Annotated in this window: 22 protein-coding genes and 1 tRNA gene; 13 read left to right on the forward strand and 10 right to left on the reverse strand. The window is 64.9% G+C overall.

Going from position 1 to position 19,311, the window contains the following annotated elements; genetic code table 11:
- Window positions 1-13: 13 nt before the first annotated feature.
- Window positions 14-265 carry a sulfurtransferase TusA family protein gene (locus CTR55_RS08465; protein ID WP_296285463.1) on the forward strand — a complete coding sequence of 84 codons (252 nt, stop codon included), beginning with the start codon at window positions 14-16 and terminating at the stop codon, window positions 263-265.
- A 54-nt stretch (window positions 266-319) separates the two neighbouring features.
- Window positions 320-1,399 (forward strand): AI-2E family transporter, encoded by a 1,080-nt coding sequence (locus CTR55_RS08470; protein WP_296285464.1) that lies wholly within the window; start codon window positions 320-322, stop codon window positions 1,397-1,399.
- A gap of 96 nt (window positions 1,400-1,495) precedes the next feature.
- Here CTR55_RS08470 and CTR55_RS08475 read toward each other — a convergent pair whose 3' ends face one another.
- Window positions 1,496-1,966 carry a peroxiredoxin gene (locus CTR55_RS08475; protein WP_296285465.1) on the reverse strand — a complete coding sequence of 157 codons (471 nt, stop codon included), beginning with the start codon at window positions 1,964-1,966 and terminating at the stop codon, window positions 1,496-1,498.
- Between the two features lie 25 nt (window positions 1,967-1,991).
- A complete protein-coding gene (locus CTR55_RS08480; RefSeq protein ID WP_296285466.1) occupies window positions 1,992-2,549 on the reverse strand; it encodes a glycine cleavage system protein R in 558 nt (185 codons plus the stop codon).
- Window positions 2,550-2,720: 171 nt separating this feature from the next.
- Between CTR55_RS08480 and dapA the strand changes: the two genes are divergently transcribed.
- The 5 genes from dapA (at window position 2,721) to CTR55_RS08505 (ending at window position 6,425) form a co-directional block, all read left to right on the forward strand.
- A complete protein-coding gene (gene dapA, locus CTR55_RS08485; RefSeq protein ID WP_296285467.1) occupies window positions 2,721-3,599 on the forward strand; it encodes a 4-hydroxy-tetrahydrodipicolinate synthase in 879 nt (292 codons plus the stop codon).
- A gap of 13 nt (window positions 3,600-3,612) precedes the next feature.
- On the forward strand, window positions 3,613-4,803 hold the full coding sequence (gene bamC / locus CTR55_RS08490; RefSeq protein ID WP_296285468.1) for an outer membrane protein assembly factor BamC: 1,191 nt from the start codon (window positions 3,613-3,615) through the stop codon (window positions 4,801-4,803).
- Entirely contained in the window at window positions 4,742-5,500 is a 759-nt protein-coding gene (locus tag CTR55_RS08495) for an MBL fold metallo-hydrolase (protein ID WP_296285469.1), read from the forward strand. Before bamC ends, CTR55_RS08495 begins: the two co-directional genes overlap by 62 nt.
- A gap of 29 nt (window positions 5,501-5,529) precedes the next feature.
- Window positions 5,530-6,240 carry a phosphoribosylaminoimidazolesuccinocarboxamide synthase gene (purC, locus tag CTR55_RS08500; protein ID WP_296285470.1) on the forward strand — a complete coding sequence of 237 codons (711 nt, stop codon included), beginning with the start codon at window positions 5,530-5,532 and terminating at the stop codon, window positions 6,238-6,240.
- Between the two features lie 95 nt (window positions 6,241-6,335).
- Window positions 6,336-6,425 (forward strand) — tRNA-Ser (locus tag CTR55_RS08505).
- Between the two features lie 88 nt (window positions 6,426-6,513).
- On the opposite strand, the gene CTR55_RS08510 is transcribed toward CTR55_RS08505, so the two are convergent.
- The 3 genes from CTR55_RS08510 to CTR55_RS08520 all read right to left on the reverse strand — a co-directional run bounded on the left by CTR55_RS08510 (window position 6,514) and on the right by CTR55_RS08520 (window position 7,953).
- Entirely contained in the window at window positions 6,514-6,879 is a 366-nt protein-coding gene (locus tag CTR55_RS08510) for a hypothetical protein (protein WP_296285471.1), read from the reverse strand.
- A 100-nt stretch (window positions 6,880-6,979) separates the two neighbouring features.
- On the reverse strand, window positions 6,980-7,327 hold the full coding sequence (locus CTR55_RS08515; protein WP_017522075.1) for a carboxymuconolactone decarboxylase family protein: 348 nt from the start codon (window positions 7,325-7,327) through the stop codon (window positions 6,980-6,982).
- A gap of 143 nt (window positions 7,328-7,470) precedes the next feature.
- Entirely contained in the window at window positions 7,471-7,953 is a 483-nt protein-coding gene (locus tag CTR55_RS08520; RefSeq protein ID WP_296285472.1) for a GreA/GreB family elongation factor, read from the reverse strand.
- A gap of 283 nt (window positions 7,954-8,236) precedes the next feature.
- Between CTR55_RS08520 and CTR55_RS08525 the strand changes: the two genes are divergently transcribed.
- The 4 genes from CTR55_RS08525 (at window position 8,237) to rmuC (ending at window position 11,592) form a co-directional block, all read left to right on the forward strand.
- On the forward strand, window positions 8,237-8,605 hold the full coding sequence (locus CTR55_RS08525) for an antitoxin Xre/MbcA/ParS toxin-binding domain-containing protein (protein ID WP_296285473.1): 369 nt from the start codon (window positions 8,237-8,239) through the stop codon (window positions 8,603-8,605).
- Window positions 8,606-9,370 carry an RES family NAD+ phosphorylase gene (locus CTR55_RS08530; protein ID WP_296285474.1) on the forward strand — a complete coding sequence of 255 codons (765 nt, stop codon included), beginning with the start codon at window positions 8,606-8,608 and terminating at the stop codon, window positions 9,368-9,370.
- Window positions 9,371-9,447: 77 nt separating this feature from the next.
- The gene (locus CTR55_RS08535) at window positions 9,448-9,657 is read left to right on the forward strand and encodes a hypothetical protein (RefSeq protein ID WP_296285475.1); all 210 of its coding nucleotides are present in this window, start codon (window positions 9,448-9,450) and stop codon (window positions 9,655-9,657) included.
- Between the two features lie 570 nt (window positions 9,658-10,227).
- Window positions 10,228-11,592, forward strand: a complete 1,365-nt coding sequence (rmuC, locus tag CTR55_RS08540; protein WP_296286497.1) for a DNA recombination protein RmuC — start codon at window positions 10,228-10,230, stop codon at window positions 11,590-11,592.
- A gap of 122 nt (window positions 11,593-11,714) precedes the next feature.
- On the opposite strand, the gene CTR55_RS08545 is transcribed toward rmuC, so the two are convergent.
- The 4 genes from CTR55_RS08545 to CTR55_RS08560 form a co-directional block, all read right to left on the reverse strand.
- Window positions 11,715-13,061, reverse strand: a complete 1,347-nt coding sequence (locus tag CTR55_RS08545; protein WP_296285476.1) for an FAD-binding oxidoreductase — start codon at window positions 13,059-13,061, stop codon at window positions 11,715-11,717.
- 89 nt (window positions 13,062-13,150) lie between these two features.
- Window positions 13,151-14,041 carry a metal-dependent hydrolase gene (locus tag CTR55_RS08550; RefSeq protein WP_296285477.1) on the reverse strand — a complete coding sequence of 297 codons (891 nt, stop codon included), beginning with the start codon at window positions 14,039-14,041 and terminating at the stop codon, window positions 13,151-13,153.
- Window positions 14,042-14,049: 8 nt separating this feature from the next.
- The gene (locus CTR55_RS08555; protein WP_296285478.1) at window positions 14,050-15,822 is read right to left on the reverse strand and encodes an SDR family oxidoreductase; all 1,773 of its coding nucleotides are present in this window, start codon (window positions 15,820-15,822) and stop codon (window positions 14,050-14,052) included.
- The gene (locus tag CTR55_RS08560; protein WP_296285479.1) at window positions 15,819-16,718 is read right to left on the reverse strand and encodes a M24 family metallopeptidase; all 900 of its coding nucleotides are present in this window, start codon (window positions 16,716-16,718) and stop codon (window positions 15,819-15,821) included. The genes CTR55_RS08555 and CTR55_RS08560 overlap by 4 nt, the downstream gene beginning before the upstream one ends.
- A gap of 272 nt (window positions 16,719-16,990) precedes the next feature.
- Between CTR55_RS08560 and CTR55_RS08565 the strand changes: the two genes are divergently transcribed.
- Window positions 16,991-17,809 carry a MerR family transcriptional regulator gene (locus tag CTR55_RS08565; RefSeq protein WP_296285480.1) on the forward strand — a complete coding sequence of 273 codons (819 nt, stop codon included), beginning with the start codon at window positions 16,991-16,993 and terminating at the stop codon, window positions 17,807-17,809.
- A gap of 4 nt (window positions 17,810-17,813) precedes the next feature.
- Here the strand turns inward: CTR55_RS08565 and CTR55_RS08570 are convergent, their stop codons facing one another.
- Window positions 17,814-18,728, reverse strand: coding sequence for a LysR family transcriptional regulator (locus tag CTR55_RS08570; protein WP_296285481.1), 915 nt, complete (start codon window positions 18,726-18,728; stop codon window positions 17,814-17,816).
- An 82-nt stretch (window positions 18,729-18,810) separates the two neighbouring features.
- Between CTR55_RS08570 and CTR55_RS08575 the strand changes: the two genes are divergently transcribed.
- Window positions 18,811-19,269 carry a DMT family transporter gene (locus CTR55_RS08575; RefSeq protein ID WP_296285482.1) on the forward strand — a complete coding sequence of 153 codons (459 nt, stop codon included), beginning with the start codon at window positions 18,811-18,813 and terminating at the stop codon, window positions 19,267-19,269.
- The last annotated feature ends 42 nt before the right edge of the window (window positions 19,270-19,311 follow it).

The raw sequence follows: 19,311 nt of genomic DNA on the forward strand, positions 1-19,311 counted from the left end.
GGAGTTCGTTTCGATGTCCGAATCTACGCCGTCCATCCCCGCCTGTGACGCGGAGCTGGATGCCAGCGGTCTCAATTGTCCGTTGCCGCTGCTCAAGGCCAAGCTCGAGCTGAACCGTCTTCCAAGCGGAGCGGTGCTCAAAGTGATCGCCACCGACGCCGGTTCACAGCGCGACTTCCGAGTTTTCGCCGATCTTGCCGGGCACTCGCTGCTCCACGAAGAGGTCGAAGCCGGTGTCTATCGCTACTGGCTGCGCAAGAAGTAGCCCCTGATCCCGGGTGACCGAGATGTTGCCCCTTTCGTTTCGCAGGTTTTGTTGATGCTCAAGGTTTTACAGGACTGGATGCAGCGCTATTTCTCCGACGAGGAGGCGATAGTGCTGGCGGTCATTCTTGGTCTGGGCTTTACCGTCATCCTTACTTTCGGCGGGATGCTCGCGCCGGTGCTGGCAGCGATGGTGATTGCCTTCCTCATTCAGGGAATGGTTGGCGTGCTGGAGCGCCTGCGCGTGCCGCACCTGTTCGCCGTATGGCTGGTGTATTCGCTGTTCCTCGGCCTGCTTGCGGTGTTCCTGCTGGTGCTGGTGCCACTGCTGTGGAAGCAGTTGTTCACCCTGTTCAACGAGCTGCCCGGCATGCTCGGTGAATGGCAGGCGACCCTGCTGATGCTGCCCGAGCGCTACCCGGACATGGTCACAGAGGAGCAGGTGCTGCGTACTGTCGAGGCGGCTCGCAGCGAGTTGGGCCAGCTCGGCCAGTGGGCGTTGACCTTCTCACTGTCGGGCCTGCCGGTGGTGGTCAACATCATGATCTACCTGGTGCTGGTGCCGATCCTGGTGTTCTTCTTCCTCAAGGATCGCCGTCGCTTCTATCACTGGTTCCGCCGCTATCTGCCCCGCGAGCGCGGGCTGATGAAGCAGGTGTGGAACGAGATGAACCAGCAGATTGCCAATTACATTCGTGGCAAGGTCATCGAGATATTCATCACCGGCGTGACGACCTACATCGCCTTCGCGGTGCTGGGGCTGAACTATGCGGCGTTGCTCGCGCTGCTGGTCGGTCTGTCGGTGGTGGTGCCCTACATCGGCGCCGTCGTGGTCACCGTGCCGGTGGCGATGATCGCGCTGTTCCAGTGGGGCTGGAGCGACCAGTTCATCTACCTGATGGCCGCCCACGCGATCATCCAGGCGCTGGATGGCAACGTGCTGGTGCCGCTGCTGTTCTCCGAGGCGGTGAACCTGCACCCGGTGGCGATCATCTGTGCGGTACTGCTGTTCGGCGGGCTGTGGGGCTTCTGGGGCGTGTTCTTCGCCATTCCGCTGGCAACCCTGGTGAAGGCGGTGCTGGATGCCTGGCCACGCCAACCGGCGCCGGAGCCGCAAGTCAGCCCGCTGATGTGACGTTGTTCTGGACGGGACACCTTATTCAGGGCGGGACAAACGAAAGGAAAAAGGCCGCTGATCAGCGGCCTTTCAGGGGAGTAATTCAGCTCTGGCTCAGTTGTTCAGTTCCTGAGCCGCGGCGAGCACGGCGTCGACGTGGCCGGGCACCTTCACGCCTCGCCATTCCTGGCGCAGCACGCCCTTGGTGTCGATCAGGAAGGTGCTGCGGTCCACACCCAGGTATTCCTTGCCGTAGAGCTTCTTCAGCTTGATCACGTCGAACAGTTGGCAGACGGCTTCGTCCTTGTCGCTGATCAGCTCGAAGGGGAAGCACTGCTTGGCCTTGAAGTTCTCGTGGGACTTGATGCCGTCGCGAGATACGCCAAACACCAGGGTGTTGGCTTTGGCGAAGTCCTCGATCCTGTCGCGGAAGCCCTGGCCTTCGGTGGTACAGCCGGGCGTGCTGTCCTTGGGGTAGAAATACAGGACGACCTGCTTGCCCTTGAGTTCGGACAGGCGAAAGTCGACGCCGCTGGTGGCTGGCGCCTGGAAATCGGCGACGGGCTTGTTCAGTTCGACGGCCATGCGGATTTTCTCCTCGAGAGCATCCTTACGGATGTTGCGGGCGCCAGGGTTCGATCAGCGCGTCCAGGTTCAGTGCATCGGCGAAATCGAGGAACTGATCGCGCAGCCAACTGATCTGGGTGCCGGCCGGCAGGGTCACGGTGATAGTAGCGTTGAGCATGCTGGTGTTGGTGTGCGGCGCCTGGTAGGTGTCGCAGGTGAGGTTCTCCAGCTCGATGTTGTGATCGCTGAAGAACTGGCACAGCTCATTGAGGATGTCCGGTCGATATACGGCACTGACGTAGACCACATACGGCAGGGCCTGGGCGCGGGTGACGTGGACATTGCTGCGGGTAACGCTGAGGGTGAAACCGTGGCGTTTGGCCAGCGGCGACAGACCCCCTTCCAGGCGGGCCAGGGCGTCCCAGCTGCCGGAAACCTGCAGAACCAGCGCACTGAACTCGCCGTGACGAGTCAGGCGACTGCTGACGACCGAGCAACGGTTGTCGATGCAGGTGCGGCAAAGCACGCTGGTCAGTTCCATCGGGTTCGGGCCCAGAGCACTGATCAGAAGGAATTGTTCACGAGGGTGAGAGGCGGACATGCAGCTTTCCTGGGAGTGGCGGCCAAGCGGGCCGCATCGACAAAGAAGAAAGGGTAGCGAAAAGCGCCGATGAGGGGAATGACTGGCCGCTCGCGGGTCGCTGCGTCACCTTGTGCGTGGCCGGTGGCGACAGTACCATTACGGCTTTATTTTTCCGGCAGGAGCGGTTGCATGATTGCGGGCAGTATGGTGGCGCTGGTCACCCCCTTCGATGCTCAGGGTCGACTGGATTGGGACAGCCTCGCGAAGCTGGTGGATTTCCACCTGCAGGAAGGCACCAACGCCATCGTAGCGGTCGGCACCACTGGTGAATCGGCCACTCTGGACGTCAGCGAACACCTGGACGTGATTCGTCGCGTGGTCGATCAGGTCAACGGCCGCATCCCGGTCATCGCCGGCACCGGCGCCAACTCCACCCGCGAAGCCGTCGAGCTGACCGAGGCCGCCAAGTCCGGCGGCGCCGATGCCTGCCTGCTGGTGACCCCGTACTACAACAAGCCGACCCAGGAAGGCCTGTACCAGCACTTCCGCCACATCGCCGAAGCCGTGGCCATTCCGCAGATCCTCTACAACGTGCCCGGCCGCACCGCCTGCGACATGCTGCCCGAGACCGTCGAGCGCCTGTCCAAGGTGCCGAACATCATCGGCATCAAGGAAGCCACTGGCGACCTGCAGCGCGGCAAGGAAGTACTGGACCGCGTCGGCAAGGACTTCCTCGTCTACTCCGGCGACGACGCCACCGCCGTCGAGCTGATGCTGATGGGTGGCAAGGGCAACATCTCGGTGACCGCCAACGTCGCCCCGCGCGCCATGAGCGACCTGTGCGCCGCCGCCATGCGCGGCGAAGCCGCCGCCGCACGCGCCATCAATGATCGCCTGATGCCGCTGCACAAGGCGCTGTTCATCGAATCCAACCCCATCCCGGTCAAGTTCGCCCTGCACGAAATGGGGCTGATTCCAGAGGGCATCCGCCTGCCCCTGACCTGGCTCAGCCCGCGCTGCCACGAACCGCTGCGTCAGGCCATGCGCCAGACCGGCGTGCTGGCTTAAGGAGCTCCCTCGCATGAAGCGACTGGCAGGACTGACTGCGCTCGCCCTGGTTATCGGCAACACCTCCGGCTGCGGCTGGCTGTGGGGCCCGGAAGGCTACTTCCGCGACCGTGGCGCCGATTATTTGAACGCCCGCGAAACCGCACCGATGAAGGTGCCCGAAGGTCTGCAGAGCAAGCAGCTTGACCCGCTGCTGCCGATTCCGATGAATGTCGCCACCAGCACCGAGAAGGAAGGCGAATTCGAAGTGCCGCGTCCGCAACCGCTGGCCGGCTCCGGCGAAGTCAGCGACTTCAGCCTGCAGAAAAGCGGCGACTCGCGCTGGCTGGTCGCTCAGCGTCCGCCGGCCGAAGTCTGGCCGGTCGCCCACCAGTTCTTCCAGGACAACGGCTTCTCCATCGCCAACGAGCGTCCGCAGACTGGCGAATTCAGCACCAACTGGCAGCCGCTGTCGCAGCTCTCCGCACCCCTGGCGCGTCGCCTGAGCAGCCGTGTGTCGGGCGTGGAGCCTGACAGCGAAGCGCGTGTTCGCGTGCGCATCGAACCGGGCGTGCAGACCAACACCAGCGAAGTCTACGTGCTGAGCGAAACTCGCCCGGCCGGCAGCACCGCCAGCGCCGACTGGCCGACCAAACCGGTCGTACCGAGCCTGGACGCCGCGCTGCTCGACGAAATGATCGCCAGCATGGCCACCAGCGCCGAGAAGGGTGGCTCCGTCTCCCTGCTCGCCGCGCACTCGGATTACGACACCCCCGGCGCCGTTCAGCTGAACAAGGACGGCAGTGGCAACCCGGTGTTGACTGTCGACTCCGACTTCGACCGTGCCTGGGTCAGCGTAGGCCGCGCCCTGGACCGTGCCGACATCCGCGTTGACGACCTCAACCGCAGCCTCGGCGTGTACTACGTCAACATTGCCGAAGGCGCGAAGAAAAAGGACGAGGACAAGCCCGGCTTCTTCAGCCGGATGTTCGGTGGTGGCGAGAAGACCAAGGAAGAAGAGGATGCCAAGGCTCAGCGCTACCAGGTTCGCCTGACCAGCGTGAGCAACACCGTCCAGATTACCGTCGACAAAGACATCAACACCTCCGCACCGGCTGACGTGGCGCAGGGCGTGTTGGAAAAACTCCAGGAGAGTATGCGCAATGCACTTCGCGGTCCTGGGGAGCGGAAGCCGGGGCAATTCGGCCTTGGTGAGCAGTTCTGACACCCGGATACTGATCGATTGCGGTTTCCCGCTGCGTGAAACCATCCGCCGTCTGGCGCGCCTGGGCGTAGAGCCCGGGCAGCTGGACGCGATACTGGTCACGCACGAACACTCTGATCACATCAACGGCGTCGAACTGCTGGCCCGGCACCATCGAATACCCGTGTACCTCAGCGCCGGCACCTTGCAGGGAATGCGCAAGCCGGTGACACCGACGGGGCTGCTCAAGTGCGGCGACCGTCTGGTACTGAAAGACCTGGAAGTCACTGCGGTGAGCGTCTCCCACGATGCGCGGGAGCCCCTGCAGTACGTGTTTTCCGATGGCCGGAAGCGCTTTGGCCAGCTCACCGATCTGGGAGCCGCCACGGCGCAGGTGCTGGAATGCTATCGTGGCCTCGATGCGTTGATCATCGAAGCGAATCACGATACCGACATGCTGGCCCGCGGTCCGTATCCCTACCCACTCAAGGTCCGTGTAGGCGGCCAGTGGGGACATTTGAACAACCGGCAGGCCGCCGAACTCGTGGCCCAGCTGGGCTGGGAAAGCCTGCAGCACCTGGTGCTGGCGCATCTCAGCGAAAAGAACAACTCGCCGCAGTTGGCCCGGCAAAGCTTCGTCGACACCCTCGGGTGCGACCCGGACTGGCTGCAGGTAGCCGATCAGCATTCTGGACTCGACTGGCGCACCATCGCCTGAGCCCACCCCCTAAGCAAGCGGAGCCCATCATGGAAAAACGCGAAGAACTCTATCGCGGCAAGGCCAAGTCGGTTTACACCACCGATGACGCTGACCGCCTCGTCCTGCTGTTCCGCAACGACACCTCGGCGTTCGACGGCAAGCGCATCGAACAGCTCGATCGCAAAGGCATGGTGAACAACAAGTTCAACGCCTTCATCATGCAGAAGCTCGAAGCTGCCGGCATTCCGACCCAGTTCGATGCCCTGCTGTCGGACAACGAAGTGCTGGTCAAGAAACTCGCCATGATTCCGGTCGAGTGCGTCGTGCGTAACTACGCCGCCGGCAGCCTGGTGCGCCGCCTGGGCGTGGAAGAGGGCCTGCGGCTCACTCCGCCGACCTTCGAACTGTTCCTGAAGAACGACGCTCTGGGCGACCCGTTCATCAACGAATCCCACGTCCAGGCCTTCGGCTGGGCGACTTTGGAGCAACTGGCCGAAATGAAGGCCTACTCCTTCAAGGTCAACGAAGTGCTGAACAAGCTGTTCGACGACGCAGGCCTGCTGCTGGTGGACTTCAAGCTCGAGTTCGGCGTGTTCCACGGCAAGATCGTCCTGGGCGACGAGTTCAGCCCGGACGGCTGCCGCCTGTGGGACAAGGAAACCCGCAAGAAGATGGACAAGGACCGCTTCCGCCAAGGGCTGGGCGACGTGATCGAAGCCTACGAAGAAGTGGCCCACCGCCTCGGCGTTCCGCTCTGATCCGACGAGCGCGCGCAAGCGCCTGATACCACGCGAAAAAATCCTGAAACAGGGCTTCGCCTTCGGGCTTCAAGCTGGTATGATGCGCGCCGCACGGAGAGATGCCGGAGTGGCCGAACGGGACGGATTCGAAATCCGTTGAACTGGCAACAGTTCCTAGGGTTCAAATCCCTATCTCTCCGCCATTATTGCAATGGCTGAAGCCCCTGAAATTCCTGGAATTTCAGGGGCTTCGTCTTTTCTGCGCTCTGAAAATCTCCACCCTACGCCCCATCACCCGCAATACCCATCCATCTTCTCTCGATTCCCCTGCGTGGGGTTCGCCTGGTACTGCTGTAGCCAGAACTGGCACGGGGCACTGTTGAAGCGCTTTTCCTGCGCCGATTTCTCGATCTGACGATTCTGCTGTTCCTGCACGGCCTGCTGGCGTTGCAGATATTGCTGGAACATTTCTTCGTTGCTGCGCGGTGAAGGGAGGGTGGCAGGTGTTGCCACGGGTGGTTGAACCAGCCGTGTAGCAAGAGCAGGCGGGACGTCGCGCCAGATCAGCCACGCGGTAGCGGCGACGGCCAGGCAGCCGAGCCAGATGCCAGCGGCGATGGCGAGGGTGAGTTTCCAGAAGCTGAGGGGCTGGGGCATGGGTCGAGGCTTTGGTTGGCTAAGCCCCACTGATAACCCATCCGAGTCCTGAAGGGAAAGAGGCTGGCCCGCGGCGCCGGAGGGCGTCGCGGGCGTCGGCTCACTTCGGGGCGGCGGCGGACTCGTACGCTTCGAGGGCGCGCAGGGAGTAGATATAGGCTGCGCCGGCATTGAGGGAGATGGCGGTGGCGAGGGTCTGGGCAATCTCGGCTTCGGTGGCGCCGGCTTTGCGGGCGGCTTCGGCGTGGACGCCGATGCAACCGTCGCAACGGGTGGTGATGGCCACGGCGATGGCGATCAGTTCGCGGGTCTTGGCATCCAGGGCGTCGCCGTCGGCGGCGGCGGCTTCCAGGGCCTGGTAGGCGGCGATCATCTTCGGGTGTTTCTTGCCCAGGGCACCGAAGGCTTTCTTCACGGCGGGGACGTACTCGGACCAGTTGAACAGCATGATGCTTCTCCATGAGGCAGGGAGGGATGGGGTGTGGCCTTGAAGCTTAGTCTGCGCCAGCCGGCTCGCCGGGTATTGTCTGTTCTGCTCAGAGTTTTCATCGATGCGCTCGACTGCCGTTGGGCAAGCGCGTGCGTCACCCGTTAATGGACGTCGAGGATTTCGTAGCGCTGGCGAGCGCTGCCCGTACCGACTTCCACTTCGTCGCCGGGGTGACGATGGAGCAGGGCGCTACCCAGCGGGGCGCGGGTGGTGATGACGAGGATCTCGCTGCCTTCGTACTGCACCTTGACGCCGGCGCCGTCCGGGCCGAGGAAGACCCAGCGCCGCTGATCCTGTGCGTTGGCCAGTTGCACCAGGGCACTGGTCTGAATGCCTTGTTCTTCGTCGAAGTCGCGCAGTTGCAGGTTCTCGAACAGTGACAGCGCCTGGCGGATCTCGTCGACGCGACGTGACTGGCCGGCGGCGAGATAGGCGGCTTCCAGGCCGAGGGTGTCGTATTTGTTTTCGGCGATATTCTCCTCGTGGGTCGCGGTCTCGTGGGCCGTCTGGGCGGCGCGCACGGCGACGTCGAGGTCTTCGGCAAGGCGGCTGAGGATCAATTGGTAGGCGCGTTTCTTGTCCATGGCGGCAGGCTGGAAATAAAGGCGCCTATCCTAGGGCCTTTACCCGATGCTCGCGACCCTTTCCAGCTCGCTGCCGAGTATCTGACCGGCACAGCACAGGGGGGCGGACTACTTGATGTTGTGCTCCTGGCGAAACCGTTCGGCGGTGTGTATTTCCACGCTCATCTCCCTAACGATCCGGGTCCTGCCTGAGTTTCGGGGGTGGGAATGATCATCTCCGCCTTTGTGTGCTTACAGCATTTGATGGTATTTTTGCAGAAAATACACTGAATGGAGTTTCGCCATGAGCGCTCTGCTGAAGGAAAACCCGGCTGCCGACACCGTCCTGGCGAAAGCGGTGCTGACCGCCCGCGAGCATCTGGCGATGACTCAGCAGGAGTTGGCCGCCATCGTCGGCGTAGACCGCAGCGCGGTGAGCCGCTGGAAGCAGAACGGTCTGCGCGTGGACAGCAAGACCGGGGAACTGGCGCTGCTGTTGGTGCGTATCTACCGCGCGCTGTTCGCTCTGTTCGGCGGCAACCATGAAGACATGCGCCATTTCCTGCGCACCGAGAACCGTCACCTGGGTGGCGTGCCGCTGCAGTTGATGGAGCAGGTGCAGGGGCTGGTCGCGGTGGTCGAGTATCTCGACGCCATCCGGGGCAAGGTCTGAATGTCCGTCGCGGCTGGGGCCCGTCTCTGGGCAAACCATGAGGAATCTGTCATTGCCCCGATGCGCGGGCGTCTGGTGCGACTGGTGGAGAGCCAGGGCCAGGTGGCGACCCTGCAACTGGTGGACACCCTGGAAGAGCAGTCGCTGCTGGAGGAGTTGCTGGAAACCAGCAAGCCGCGCATGCCGCCACCGGCCGAGCCGCTGCACTATCTATTGAAGACGCCGTTCCGCTATCCACCGCTGCGCTGGGGCTCGCGCTTCGGCCGGCGCCATGAGCCGAGCCTGTTCTACGGCGCGCTCAAGCTGGAGACGGCCATGGCGGAGTCGGCTTTCTATCGCTTCGTACTGTGGGAAGGCATGGCAACGCCGCCGCCCAGCGGACGGATTCTTTCCGAACATGCCTCGTTCGAAGCACGCTTCCAGGTACAGAAGGGCGTGCGCCTGCACCTTCCTCCGTTCCGCGAGCACGAGGCGCTGCTCGATCCGCAGGATTACAGCGTCACCCAGGGCCTGGGCAGCGCCATGCGGGATGCTGGTGTGGAGGCTTTCGAGTATCGCTCGGCACGTTGTCCGCAGGGCGGTATCAATGTGGCGCTGTTCGTCCCCTCGGCCTTCACCGAGAAGCGGCCACGCAACCTGATGCCCTGGCTTTGCGAGACCACTTCGGAGTACGTCGCCTTCAAGCATGCCCAGGTGCCGGACAGCCCGCGCATCCATCGACGTGAGCAATTCCTGATCGATGGCAGGCTGCCGCATCCGGCCTGACCGTTCATCGTATCGCCCTCTACGCGTCATGGTCAGCGGTGTATGTTTCCGGATGGCCAAGCAGGGAGCGCCAGACCATGGATATACGGATAGCCGTCCATCCCAGCGACGATCGTCGCTGGCGCGTGTACCTCAATCAGTTCTTCTACGACTGCAACAGCCGCAGCGCGGCCGAGCGCATTTATGCGCGGGTTTGTGCCGCCGAGCAGCAGGCGATTCAGCTTCCCAGCCCGCCCAAAGTTGCCCGGCCGCAGCGCTTGTTGCGCCGCCAGATTCAGATCGCATGACATTCTCCGGGAATCGGCGTTGGAAGAGGGAGCTTCCGATGCGTGCGTTATCCGGTTGAATACGCGGTTCACCTGAGAATATTTCTTATCCGCCGCCCTGAAACGGGGCGGTCGGCTGCTGCGTGGCGCGCACTTGTGCACAATGCTGACGCACTCTGTCAAGCCCTCGAAACATTGCAGTTGGCCACCTCGTAAATTTCCTTGCGTTTTTTAACTTATTGAAAAATAAGGGAAATTTTGATTGGTGAAAAAATCACCAATCTGTCACCCGGCCCCGGTTCACTGGGGGTATGGGCTGTTTTCAGCAAGTTCTCCACTGAGTTATCCACAGTTTCTGTGGATTGTCCCGAGCGCTTGCTCAGGAGCCTTGTTCCAGGGCCTTTACAGCGGACGAAGCGGCCTGAGGCGGCCGGCTGTTAGACTGGCGCGATCCATTGCCACACCCCGGAGCCCTGCATGCCCCTCGATCTTTCCGCCCTGTTGCTCGGTGCACTCGCCGGATTGCTGCCCATGGCAGCGCTTGCCTGGCGCCTGCAGGCACGGCGGGTGGAGGTGGAGCAGGAGTCGACCCTGCTGCGCGAGCGCCTGGCGACGGCACAACTGGCGCAGGACGGTCTGTCCGCCCAGGCTGAGGCGGATCGCGAGGCCTTCCAGCGCCTGAGCGGCCGGCACGGCGAGCTTTCTGCCGAGGCGGCGGCGTTGCGCCGCGAAGTCGAATTGAGCAAGGAAGAGCGCGCGCGCCTGGGCAATGCCGAGCAAGACTGGCAAGCCGAGCGCGCCGACAAGGAAGTCGAGCTGCGCCGGCTCTCCGCCGAGCATGCGGCACTGTCGGCCGAGTTGCGCGAGCAGCAGGACAATCACCAGCAGCGCCTGGGTGATCTGCAGGCCGCAAAGGACGATCTGCGCGCACAGTTCGCCGAGCTGGCCGGGAAGATCTTCGATGAACGCGAACAGCGCTTCGCCGAGTCCAGCCAGCAGCGGCTCGGGCAGTTGCTCGACCCGCTGAAGGAGCGCATCCAGTCCTTCGAGAAGCGTGTGGAGGAAAGCTATCAGGCCGAGGCTCGTGAGCGTTTCTCGCTGACCAAGGAGCTGGAACGTCTGCAGCAACTGAACCTGCGCCTGGGCGAGGAAGCCACCAACCTGACCCGCGCGCTGAAGGGCCAGAAGACCCAGGGTAACTGGGGAGAACTGGTACTTGAGCGCGTGCTGGAGCATGCCGGCCTGGAGAAGGGCCGCGAATACGAAACTCAGGTCAGCCTGCGCGCGCCGGATGGCGAGCGCTTCCAACCCGACGTGCTGATTCGCCTGCCCGGCGACAAGCAGGTGGTGGTGGACGCCAAGGTCAGCCTGACGGCCTACCAGCAGTTCATCGCCGCCGAAGATGAAGTAATCCGCCAGCAGGCGCTGAAGGCGCATGTGCTGTCGCTGCGCAACCATGTGAAGGGGCTTTCCGGGAAGGATTACCGCCGCCTCGAAGGCCTGCACAGCCTCGACTTCGTGCTGCTGTTCATGCCGATCGAAGCGGCCTTCTCGGCGGCGCTGCAGGCCGAGCCGAACCTGTTCCAGGAAGCCTTCGAGCGCAACATCGTGATCGTCAGCCCGACTACCTTGCTGGCGACGCTGCGAGTGATCGACAGCCTGTGGCGACAGGAGCGGCAGAACCAGAACGCCCGCGAGATCGCCGAGCGCGCCGGGGCGCTGTACGACAAGTTCGTGCTCTTCGTGCAGGACCTGGACGAGATGGGCACTCGCCTGCAACAGCTGGACAAGACATACGCGGCGGCGCGCAACAAGCTCTGCGAAGGGCGCGGCAACCTGATCAGCCGCGCCGAGCAGGTGAAGCTGCTGGGCGCGCGGGCCAGCAAGAACCTGCCGACAGACTGGCTGGAGCGAGCGTTGAGTGATGATGCGCCGTTGGTGGAAGAGGGCGAGTAGCAGCTCTTGTAGGAGCGAGCTTGCTCGCGAAGCCTGATTTCCTGGATGCGCTGATGCAGCCGGCGGCTTCTGTTCGCGAGCAAGAACTGGGCGTCCCCCTCGATCCTACGAAAAGCGCACCCTCAGAACAGCGAGTAGGGCTTGCCTGCCGTCCCATCGGCGAAGCGCCGCAGCCGGAAGGCATGCAGGTCCATGCCGGACTCGCCCTTGTGAATCCACTGGCTCATCAACTGCCCGACGATGGGCCCCATGGCAAAGCCGTGGCCGCAGAACCCGGTGGCGATCAGCAGGCCGGGCACTTCCGGCGGAGCGTCAAGCACCGGGATGCCGTCGGGCAGCACGTCGATCAGGCCAGCCCAGCTTTCCACCACCTTCACGTCGCGCAGCGCTGGGAATGCCCGGGCGAGGTTGTTTTGCGCCTGGAAGACGCGCGAGGTGTTGGCCTTCACCTGTGGATCGCGCTCGCCAAGCACCGGGCCGTTCACGTTGCTTTCCGAACCCGGCAGGCGCTGGCGCAGGTCGTGCAGCAGCGCGCCATTGAGCTTGAACGAGAAGCTCGCGCGGTTGGCCGGCAGGTGCGGCAGGTAGTGCCGGGCGCCGCGCAGATAGTCGAGATTCAGGTCGATATCGGCCTGGGTTTCGTCGGCGAGGTTGAGGCTGCCGTCGGCCCGCTGGCGAAAGCCGATGCCGTGGCCGATGAAGCTCTGCGCGCCTACGTCCGGGCCTGGGCTGGTGCGCGAGACAGTGCAGCGTACGGCCTGTTGCGGCAATGTCAGACCGAGGCTTTGCACCAGGCGCCAGCTGCTCGCGCCGGCGCAGACCAGCAACTGCCGGGTCTTCACGTAGCCGCACTCGGTCTGCACACCGCAGATGGCGCCAGCAGCACGGTCGATGCCGGTGACGCCGCAGCCTTCGACGAACACGGCGCCGCGCTCGATGGCCCGTAGTGCATAACCGGGTGCAACCCGGCGTGGCTCGGCCTGGCCGTCGTTGGCGGTGTAGAGGGCGCCGAGTGCGGGGTCGCTCAACGCCGGCATCCGTTGCACGACTTCTGCGCGGCTCAGCAGTCGGGTACCGAGACCGAAGTTGGCGGCGACTTTCAGCCAGTCCTCGTACTGGTGCTGCTGCTCCGGCGTTTCGGCCAGGTACAGGCAGCCGCCGTGGCGCCATTCCAGCGGCAGTTGCAGTTCTTCTTCCAGGCGTTCCCACAGCGGGATGGCCGCCATCATCAGCGGTACTTCCGCCGGGTCGCGCGCCTGCTGGCGAACGAAGCCCCAGGCGCGGGTGGATTGCTGGCTGGCGAGGCCCGCCTTGTCCAGCACCAGTACGCTCAGGCCAAGGCCGGCCAGCTGCCAGGCGGTGGCGCAGCCCATGATGCCGCTGCCGGCGATGACCACGTCGACCTGCTCCGGCAAACGCTCCACGCGGGAGGATAGGGCGGGGTGAAGGGGGTAGGTTCCCATCGGCATACGGCGGCATCCCTGAGTCGAATAACGGATGCCGCAGTATGCGATTGCTGTGCGCCGCGCATCCACTGCGCGGGCGCGCCGACAGGCCTTTAAGAGGCGCGCGCGGCCCGGCTGGCGGCCGGCGAGCGCGCCAGGTAGTCCAGCGCTTCCTGGGTGTTGGCCTCGTGGTCGGGGTGGTACCAGGGTTTGAAGTAGCGCAGGAAGCTGGTGGCCACCGAGCCGATCTTCGGCAGCACGCCATTGCGCGAACCATCGCGCCAGATGGCGGCGAAGGAGCGCGGTTTGACGATGCTCGGGTCCTGCCGCGACAGGGTGCGGGTGCCGAAGGCGAACAGGTAGATGATCAGCGGCAGCACCACGAACATCCACAGCTGGCGGCTGACGAAGCTGCCGCCCAGGTGCACGTGCAGGTCGTGGGCGACGTTGCGGTGCTCCACCTCTTCGGCGCCGTGCCAGCGGAACAGGTCCAGCAGCACCGGGTCGGCCTTGGCGCGGTCCAGCGCATCGGCCTCCAGAATCCACTTGCCGAGGACGCAGGTGAAGTGCTCCACCGCCGCGACGATGGCGCAGCGCTGGCCGATCCACCAGCGCTTGAGCCAGGCCGTACGATTGAACAGGGTGAGGCCCAGCGGCGTGTCACTGAGCAACTGCTCGAACAGGTAGTCCATGACCCTCACGTAGCGCGTGGTGTCGATGCCATGGTGGCTCAGGTAGCGCTCCAGGGCGCCGTTGTGGGCGCGAGCGTGCATCGCCTCCTGGCGGATGAAGCCCTGCACGTCGTCGCGCAGGCGGCCTTCCTTCACGAAGGGCAGGGCCTTGTTGTACAGCCGGCAGAACCACAGCTCGCCGGCCGGCAGCATCATGTGGATGACGTTGATGGTGTGTGACGCCTCGGCCTCGCCGGGAATCCAGTGCAGGGGCGAATCGCAGTAGTCGAACTGCACCTTGCGTTGCACCAGCTTGTGATGATGGTCGTTCATGGGGATTCTCAGGCAGTCAGGTTGAGGCGGGCGAACAGGCGCGACAGCCAGGGCATGAAGCGCCACTGCAGGGCGCCCAGGTGCACTTCGCTGCCGACCTTCACCACCGGCAGGTTGCGTTCCACCGCGCGGGTGATGCGCTCGCCGACGGTGTCCGGGCTGAGCCGGCGCCGACGGTAGAAACGCTGTACCTTCGCGCGGTGTTTCGCCTGTTGTTCGTCATCCAGGCCGGCGAAGCGCGTGGCCTGGACGATGCCGGTATCGACGAAGCCCGGGCACGCCGCGCTGACACCGATGCCATTGCTCGCCAGCTCCGCGCGCAGGCACTCGCTGAGCATCAGCACCGCCGCCTTGCTGGTGGCGTAGGCCGGGTAGTTGCGCGACGGCGCGAAAGCCACGCCGGAAGCGACGTTGACCAGGTGCCCCGGCTTGCCGCTCTCGACCATCTGCTTGCCGAACAGCCGGCAGCCGTCGATCACGCTCCACAGGTTGATGCGCAGCAGGCGCTCCCATTCTTCCGGGGTGGTCTTGAGCATCGGCCCGGCCATGCCGATGCCGGCATTGCTGACCACCACGTCGGGCACGCCGAGGCTGTTCTTCACCCATTGCGCGAAACGCTCCATGGCCGCGCTGTCGCCCACGTCCACGCAATAGCTGTAGGCGCTGGCGCCCACCGCGCGGGCCAGTTCGGCGCTGCGCTCGGCGGCGGCCGGGTCGATGTCTGCGGCCAGCACGCTGGCGCCGCGTTCGGCGAAGCTCAGCAGGGTCGAGCGGCCAATGCCGCCCCCCGCGCCAGTGACTACCACCAGCTTGCCGGCGAAGGGGCCGGCACCGGGTTTCAGCGCGGCGCGCTGCAGTTCCGGCGTGGCTTCGCCGCCCTCGATGTGGCTGACGAATTCGTCGATCCAGCCGCCCAGCCGGGTCGGCTCGGCGAGCAACTGCCAGTGCCCGGCGCTGACATCGCGACGCCACAGGCGCGGTGCCCACAGCGAGAGTTGCTGGAACAGTTGCTGGCCGACGTAGCGGTCACGGGTCGGCACGATGAGTTGCACCGGCACCTCGGTATGGCGCTTGCGCGGTTTGAAGATCGAAGTGATGAAGTTGGCCCGGTAGAGCTTCACACCATGCTCGCCGTCGCTGGCCTGGTGCGGGTTGGGTGCCGGGTTGCGGATGCCTTCGACCTTGCGCAGGTACTGCGGCCAGGCCTTCGCCGCGCCGAAGCGCCACGACAGCGACGGCAGTAGCGGCAGGTGGAAGTAATAGATGTACCAGGAACTCACCAGTTGACTGAGCATCTGCAGCAGCGCCCGCGGCGTCTTGCGGCGCAGGCGGTCGCGCATCCAGAAGCCGACGTGGTCCAGGCACGGGCCGGAGACGCTGGTGTAGGAGGCGATGCGTGTGCGCAGCTGCGGATCGGTGACGCTCTCCCAGGTCTGGATCGAGCCCCAGTCGTGGGCCACCAGATGCACCGCGCGCTGCGGGCTGACGGCATCGAGCACCGCCTTGAGGTCCTGGCTGAGCAGCTCCAGGCGGTAGTCGCGGGTCTTGCGTGGCTTGTCCGATTCGCCCGCGCCACGCACATCGTAGGCGACCAGTTGGTAGCGCCCGGACAGGCGCCGGATCAGCGGTAGCCAGACTTCATGGTTGTCCGGGTAGCCGTGGACGAACAGGACCATCGGCAGATGCGGCTCACCCCAGCGCCATACCGCGAGGCGCACATTGCCCGATTGCACCTCGAGACGCTCCGGCGTCGGCAGTGCTTTTTCCAGCATCGCGTTCATGCCACTTCCCGCCGCGCCGGGGTGCTGATCAGGCCGCGTGCTATCCAGCGGCGCACGTGGGGCAGGTCGTCGTCCAGCCAGTAGGCGTCGTCTTCGGTGACCACCAGCAGCTCCTCGAACTTGGCCCCCACGCCGCGCACGCCCAGGTGCGGCTCGACCGCCCAGAGGCCGGGTGTCGGGGCATGTTGCGAGCGATCGTTGCTCGACCACAGCGGCGACCAGCCTTCGCGGCGGCCGGTGATCAGGGCGTTCTTCATCAGCGTGGCGATGTTGCGCACACCGAAGCGCGCCAGCGATGGGCCGCTGTTCCGTGCGCCGAGTTTTTCCACGCGGTGGGCCAGCACTTCGAAGGGGTAGGCCTTGTGTCGCGGCAGGGTGCCCTGGCGCTGGCAGAGGCGGTCCACCGACTGGCTGACTTCCGCCAGCGGCAGGCGTTGGCGCACCTGTTCGAGAATCAGGTTGCGGTGCGCCAGCAGGTCGTCCATCAGCCGTTCCACCAGCAGGTTGTGGCCCAGCGCGCCGGAGTAGCCGACGTCGGCGGTGTAGGCGCCCAGGGTTGGTGCGCAGTCGAGGATGAAGGGCATGCCTTCCTCCAGGCGTTGCTTGCCGGGGTAGAAGGCCAGGTTGAAGCCGCCCAGGTGGCGCAGGCCGTCGAAGCCCTTGAACGAGGTACGCGGGCCGAACCAGGCGAAGGGCTGGTGGAACCAGTCGCGCACACCGTGATCGAGCAGCCAGGTCTTCATCAGGGCGGCGGTCTCGCGCTCGCTGATGCCTGGGCGCAGTTCGCCGGCAACGGTTTCGCAGCAGCGGTAGGCCAGTTGCTGAGTCTCGCGGAAGTGCCGCAGGTCTTCGGGGGTCAGGTCTACGGGGTTACGTACCCAGGCGCCTTGGGACATGACTTTCTCCAGGCTGGTTGTTGTTATCGTGACATTGAGCAATGTCATGATCGATGCTGACCCATCGGCGGGCGTTGCGCCATGCCGTGCACGCCGCGCCCTGAGTGTTACCGGGGCGCGGAGCCGCTGACTGCGCGGGTTGTGGGGCGGCGGGAGATTTCCGGCGGGTGCAGTTCCCGTCTTTGGTTGGGCCGCCGGGCTGTGCGGCGGATCACTTTGGGACTCGTGCTTTCGATTGTTCTACAGGCGCAACGGTGACTATCATCCGCGCCATGAGCACACCCCTGAACCTCCTGCAGCGTCTGCTGCAACGCCCGGACGATGCGCCCTCCACGGTGGAGGAAGAGCGCGAGTACACGGTGGATGAGCTGGCCCGCGAGGGCGGCACCACGGTGCGCAACCTGCGCGCGTACCAGGATCGCGGCCTGCTGCCGCCGCCCGAGCGCCGGGGCCGGGCCGGGGTGTACTTCGCCAGCCACCTGCGCCGCCTGCGGCTGATCAACCGCCTGCTGGAGCGCGGCTACAACATCGCCAATATCAAGGAGCTGCTGCAAAGCTGGGAGCATGGCCGCGACCTGGACCATGTGCTCGGCCTCGACGAAGCCATCGTCGGCCCGTGGAACCTGGAGTCCGCCGGCACCATCGAGTTCAGCGAGCTGCAGGCGCTGTTCGGCGACGAGCTGAATGACGCGGTGATCGACCAGGCGCTGGCGCAGGGCCTGTTGGCCTTCGACGGCGAGCGCATCAGTATCCCCAGCCCGCGCCTGTTCAATGCCGGCGTCGAGCTGTACCGCGCCGGCATTCCGCTGGCGGCGCTGCTGGATCATCTGGCGGTGCTGCGCAGCGACACCGAACACCTCGCCGCCGGCATCGTGCGCCTGGTGGTGACCCACCTGGTGGACAAGCCCGGCGCCGACCTGCTGCCCGGCGCGGCAGATCTCGAACGTCTTGCCGAAGTCTTCCAGCGCCTGCGCCCGGTGGCTGAGCAGGTGGTGCTGGTGGAGCTGGCGCGCGGCCTGAAGCGCTCGGCCAACGAGATGCTCGGCGAGCGCGTCGGGGAAATCCTCCGGCGCCTGGAAACGCCGGAGTAACGGCTCAGGTCCGGCCGGCCACCTCGGCCAGTTTGCCGCGCAGCCAGCGCCGCGCCGGGTCGTCTTCGCTGGTCTCCGACCAGATATGCACGAAATCGAAAGGCGCCAGTTTCAGTGGCGGCTCGAAGCTGGCCAGGCCGTGGCTTTCGAGGTCGTCCGGGAGCATCCGCGCGGCAATCGTCAGGACCAGAGCGGTGCCGGCCAGCAGGCTGGGCGCCACGCTGAAATGCGGCACGGTGGCGGCCACCTTGCGCCGCCGGCCGAGCTTTTCCAGATGGCTGTCGATCTCCTCCGCCGGGCTCTGCTGCAGGGCGACTCGCAAGTGCGGGGCGGCGAGGTAATCGTCGAGGTCCAGGTGTTTTCTCCCGCCCAGGGTTTCCCTCGAACACAGGCAGATGAAACGTTCCTCGAACAACTGCTGCACGCGCAGCCCCTCGGGCAGCATTGGGAAGACGCCGAGCGCGCCGTCCAGCTCGCCGCTCGCTACCTGCTCGGCCATGCCCACCCGCGAGGCCTGGCGCACGTCCAGGTGAATACCCGGCGCTTCGCGACGCAGAAGCGGCAGCAGGGTCGGCAGCACCACCCAGGCGCCGTAGTCGGACATGCCCAGGCGCAGCTCAAGTTCGGCGCTGGCCGGGTCGAAATCGTCGCCCAGTACCAGCCGGCGTACGCCGCCGAGGATTTCCCGCAGCGGCCCGGCCAGCTCGAAGGCGCGGCGGGTCAGTTGCATCTGGTTGCCGGCGCGCACCAGCAGCGGGTCGTCGAGCAGGTCGCGCAGACGATTGAGCGCATGGCTGACTGCCGGCTGCGTCATCGCCAGCCTCTCGGCCGCGCGGGAGACGTGGCGCTCGTCCAGCAAGGCATCGAGGATCACCAGGAGGTTGAGGTCGATGCGGCGCAAGTCATGAATCGAGTGCATTTATGCTGTACCGATCATTCATTTCCATGCGTGAGATGGATAGCAGAAGCTGAGTGCATCGACAAGAAACGGAGGAAAGACGATGTCGAAACTGCTTCTTCTGCTGCCTGCCATCGGTGTAGGCGCGTTGGTTGCCCTGCAGGCTGGCAGCAACTCGCTGCTCGGCCGCCAGCTGGGCCACCCGTTGAGTGCCAGCCTGGCTTCGCTGGGGGTCAGCCTGGCGGCGGTGATCGTCGCGCTGCTGGCTTTTCGTGTGCCGCTACCGGCGGCAGCGGGTATTGCCACGACGCCCTGGTGGGGCTGGCTGGGCGGACTGTTCGGCGCAGCGTATCTGACCGTTGCGGTGATGCTCGCGCCGCAGCTGGGTGCGGCGACTTTCCTGGCCTGCGTGGTGGCGGGGCAGATGTTGATGTCGGCGTTGTGCGACCAGTTCGGCTGGGCGGGATTCGCGGTGCGGCGGCTGTCGCCCGAGGGCCTGCTGGCCGTCGGGCTGATCATTGCCGGGGTGGTGTTGTTGCAGTGGCGGGGGAGGGTGGTTTGAAGATGCTTTTGCAGATGGTGCTGGGCGGGTTCGCGAGCAAGG

The organism is Pseudomonas sp. (genome assembly GCF_002796985.1).
Lineage (GTDB): Bacteria > Pseudomonadota > Gammaproteobacteria > Pseudomonadales > Pseudomonadaceae > Pseudomonas.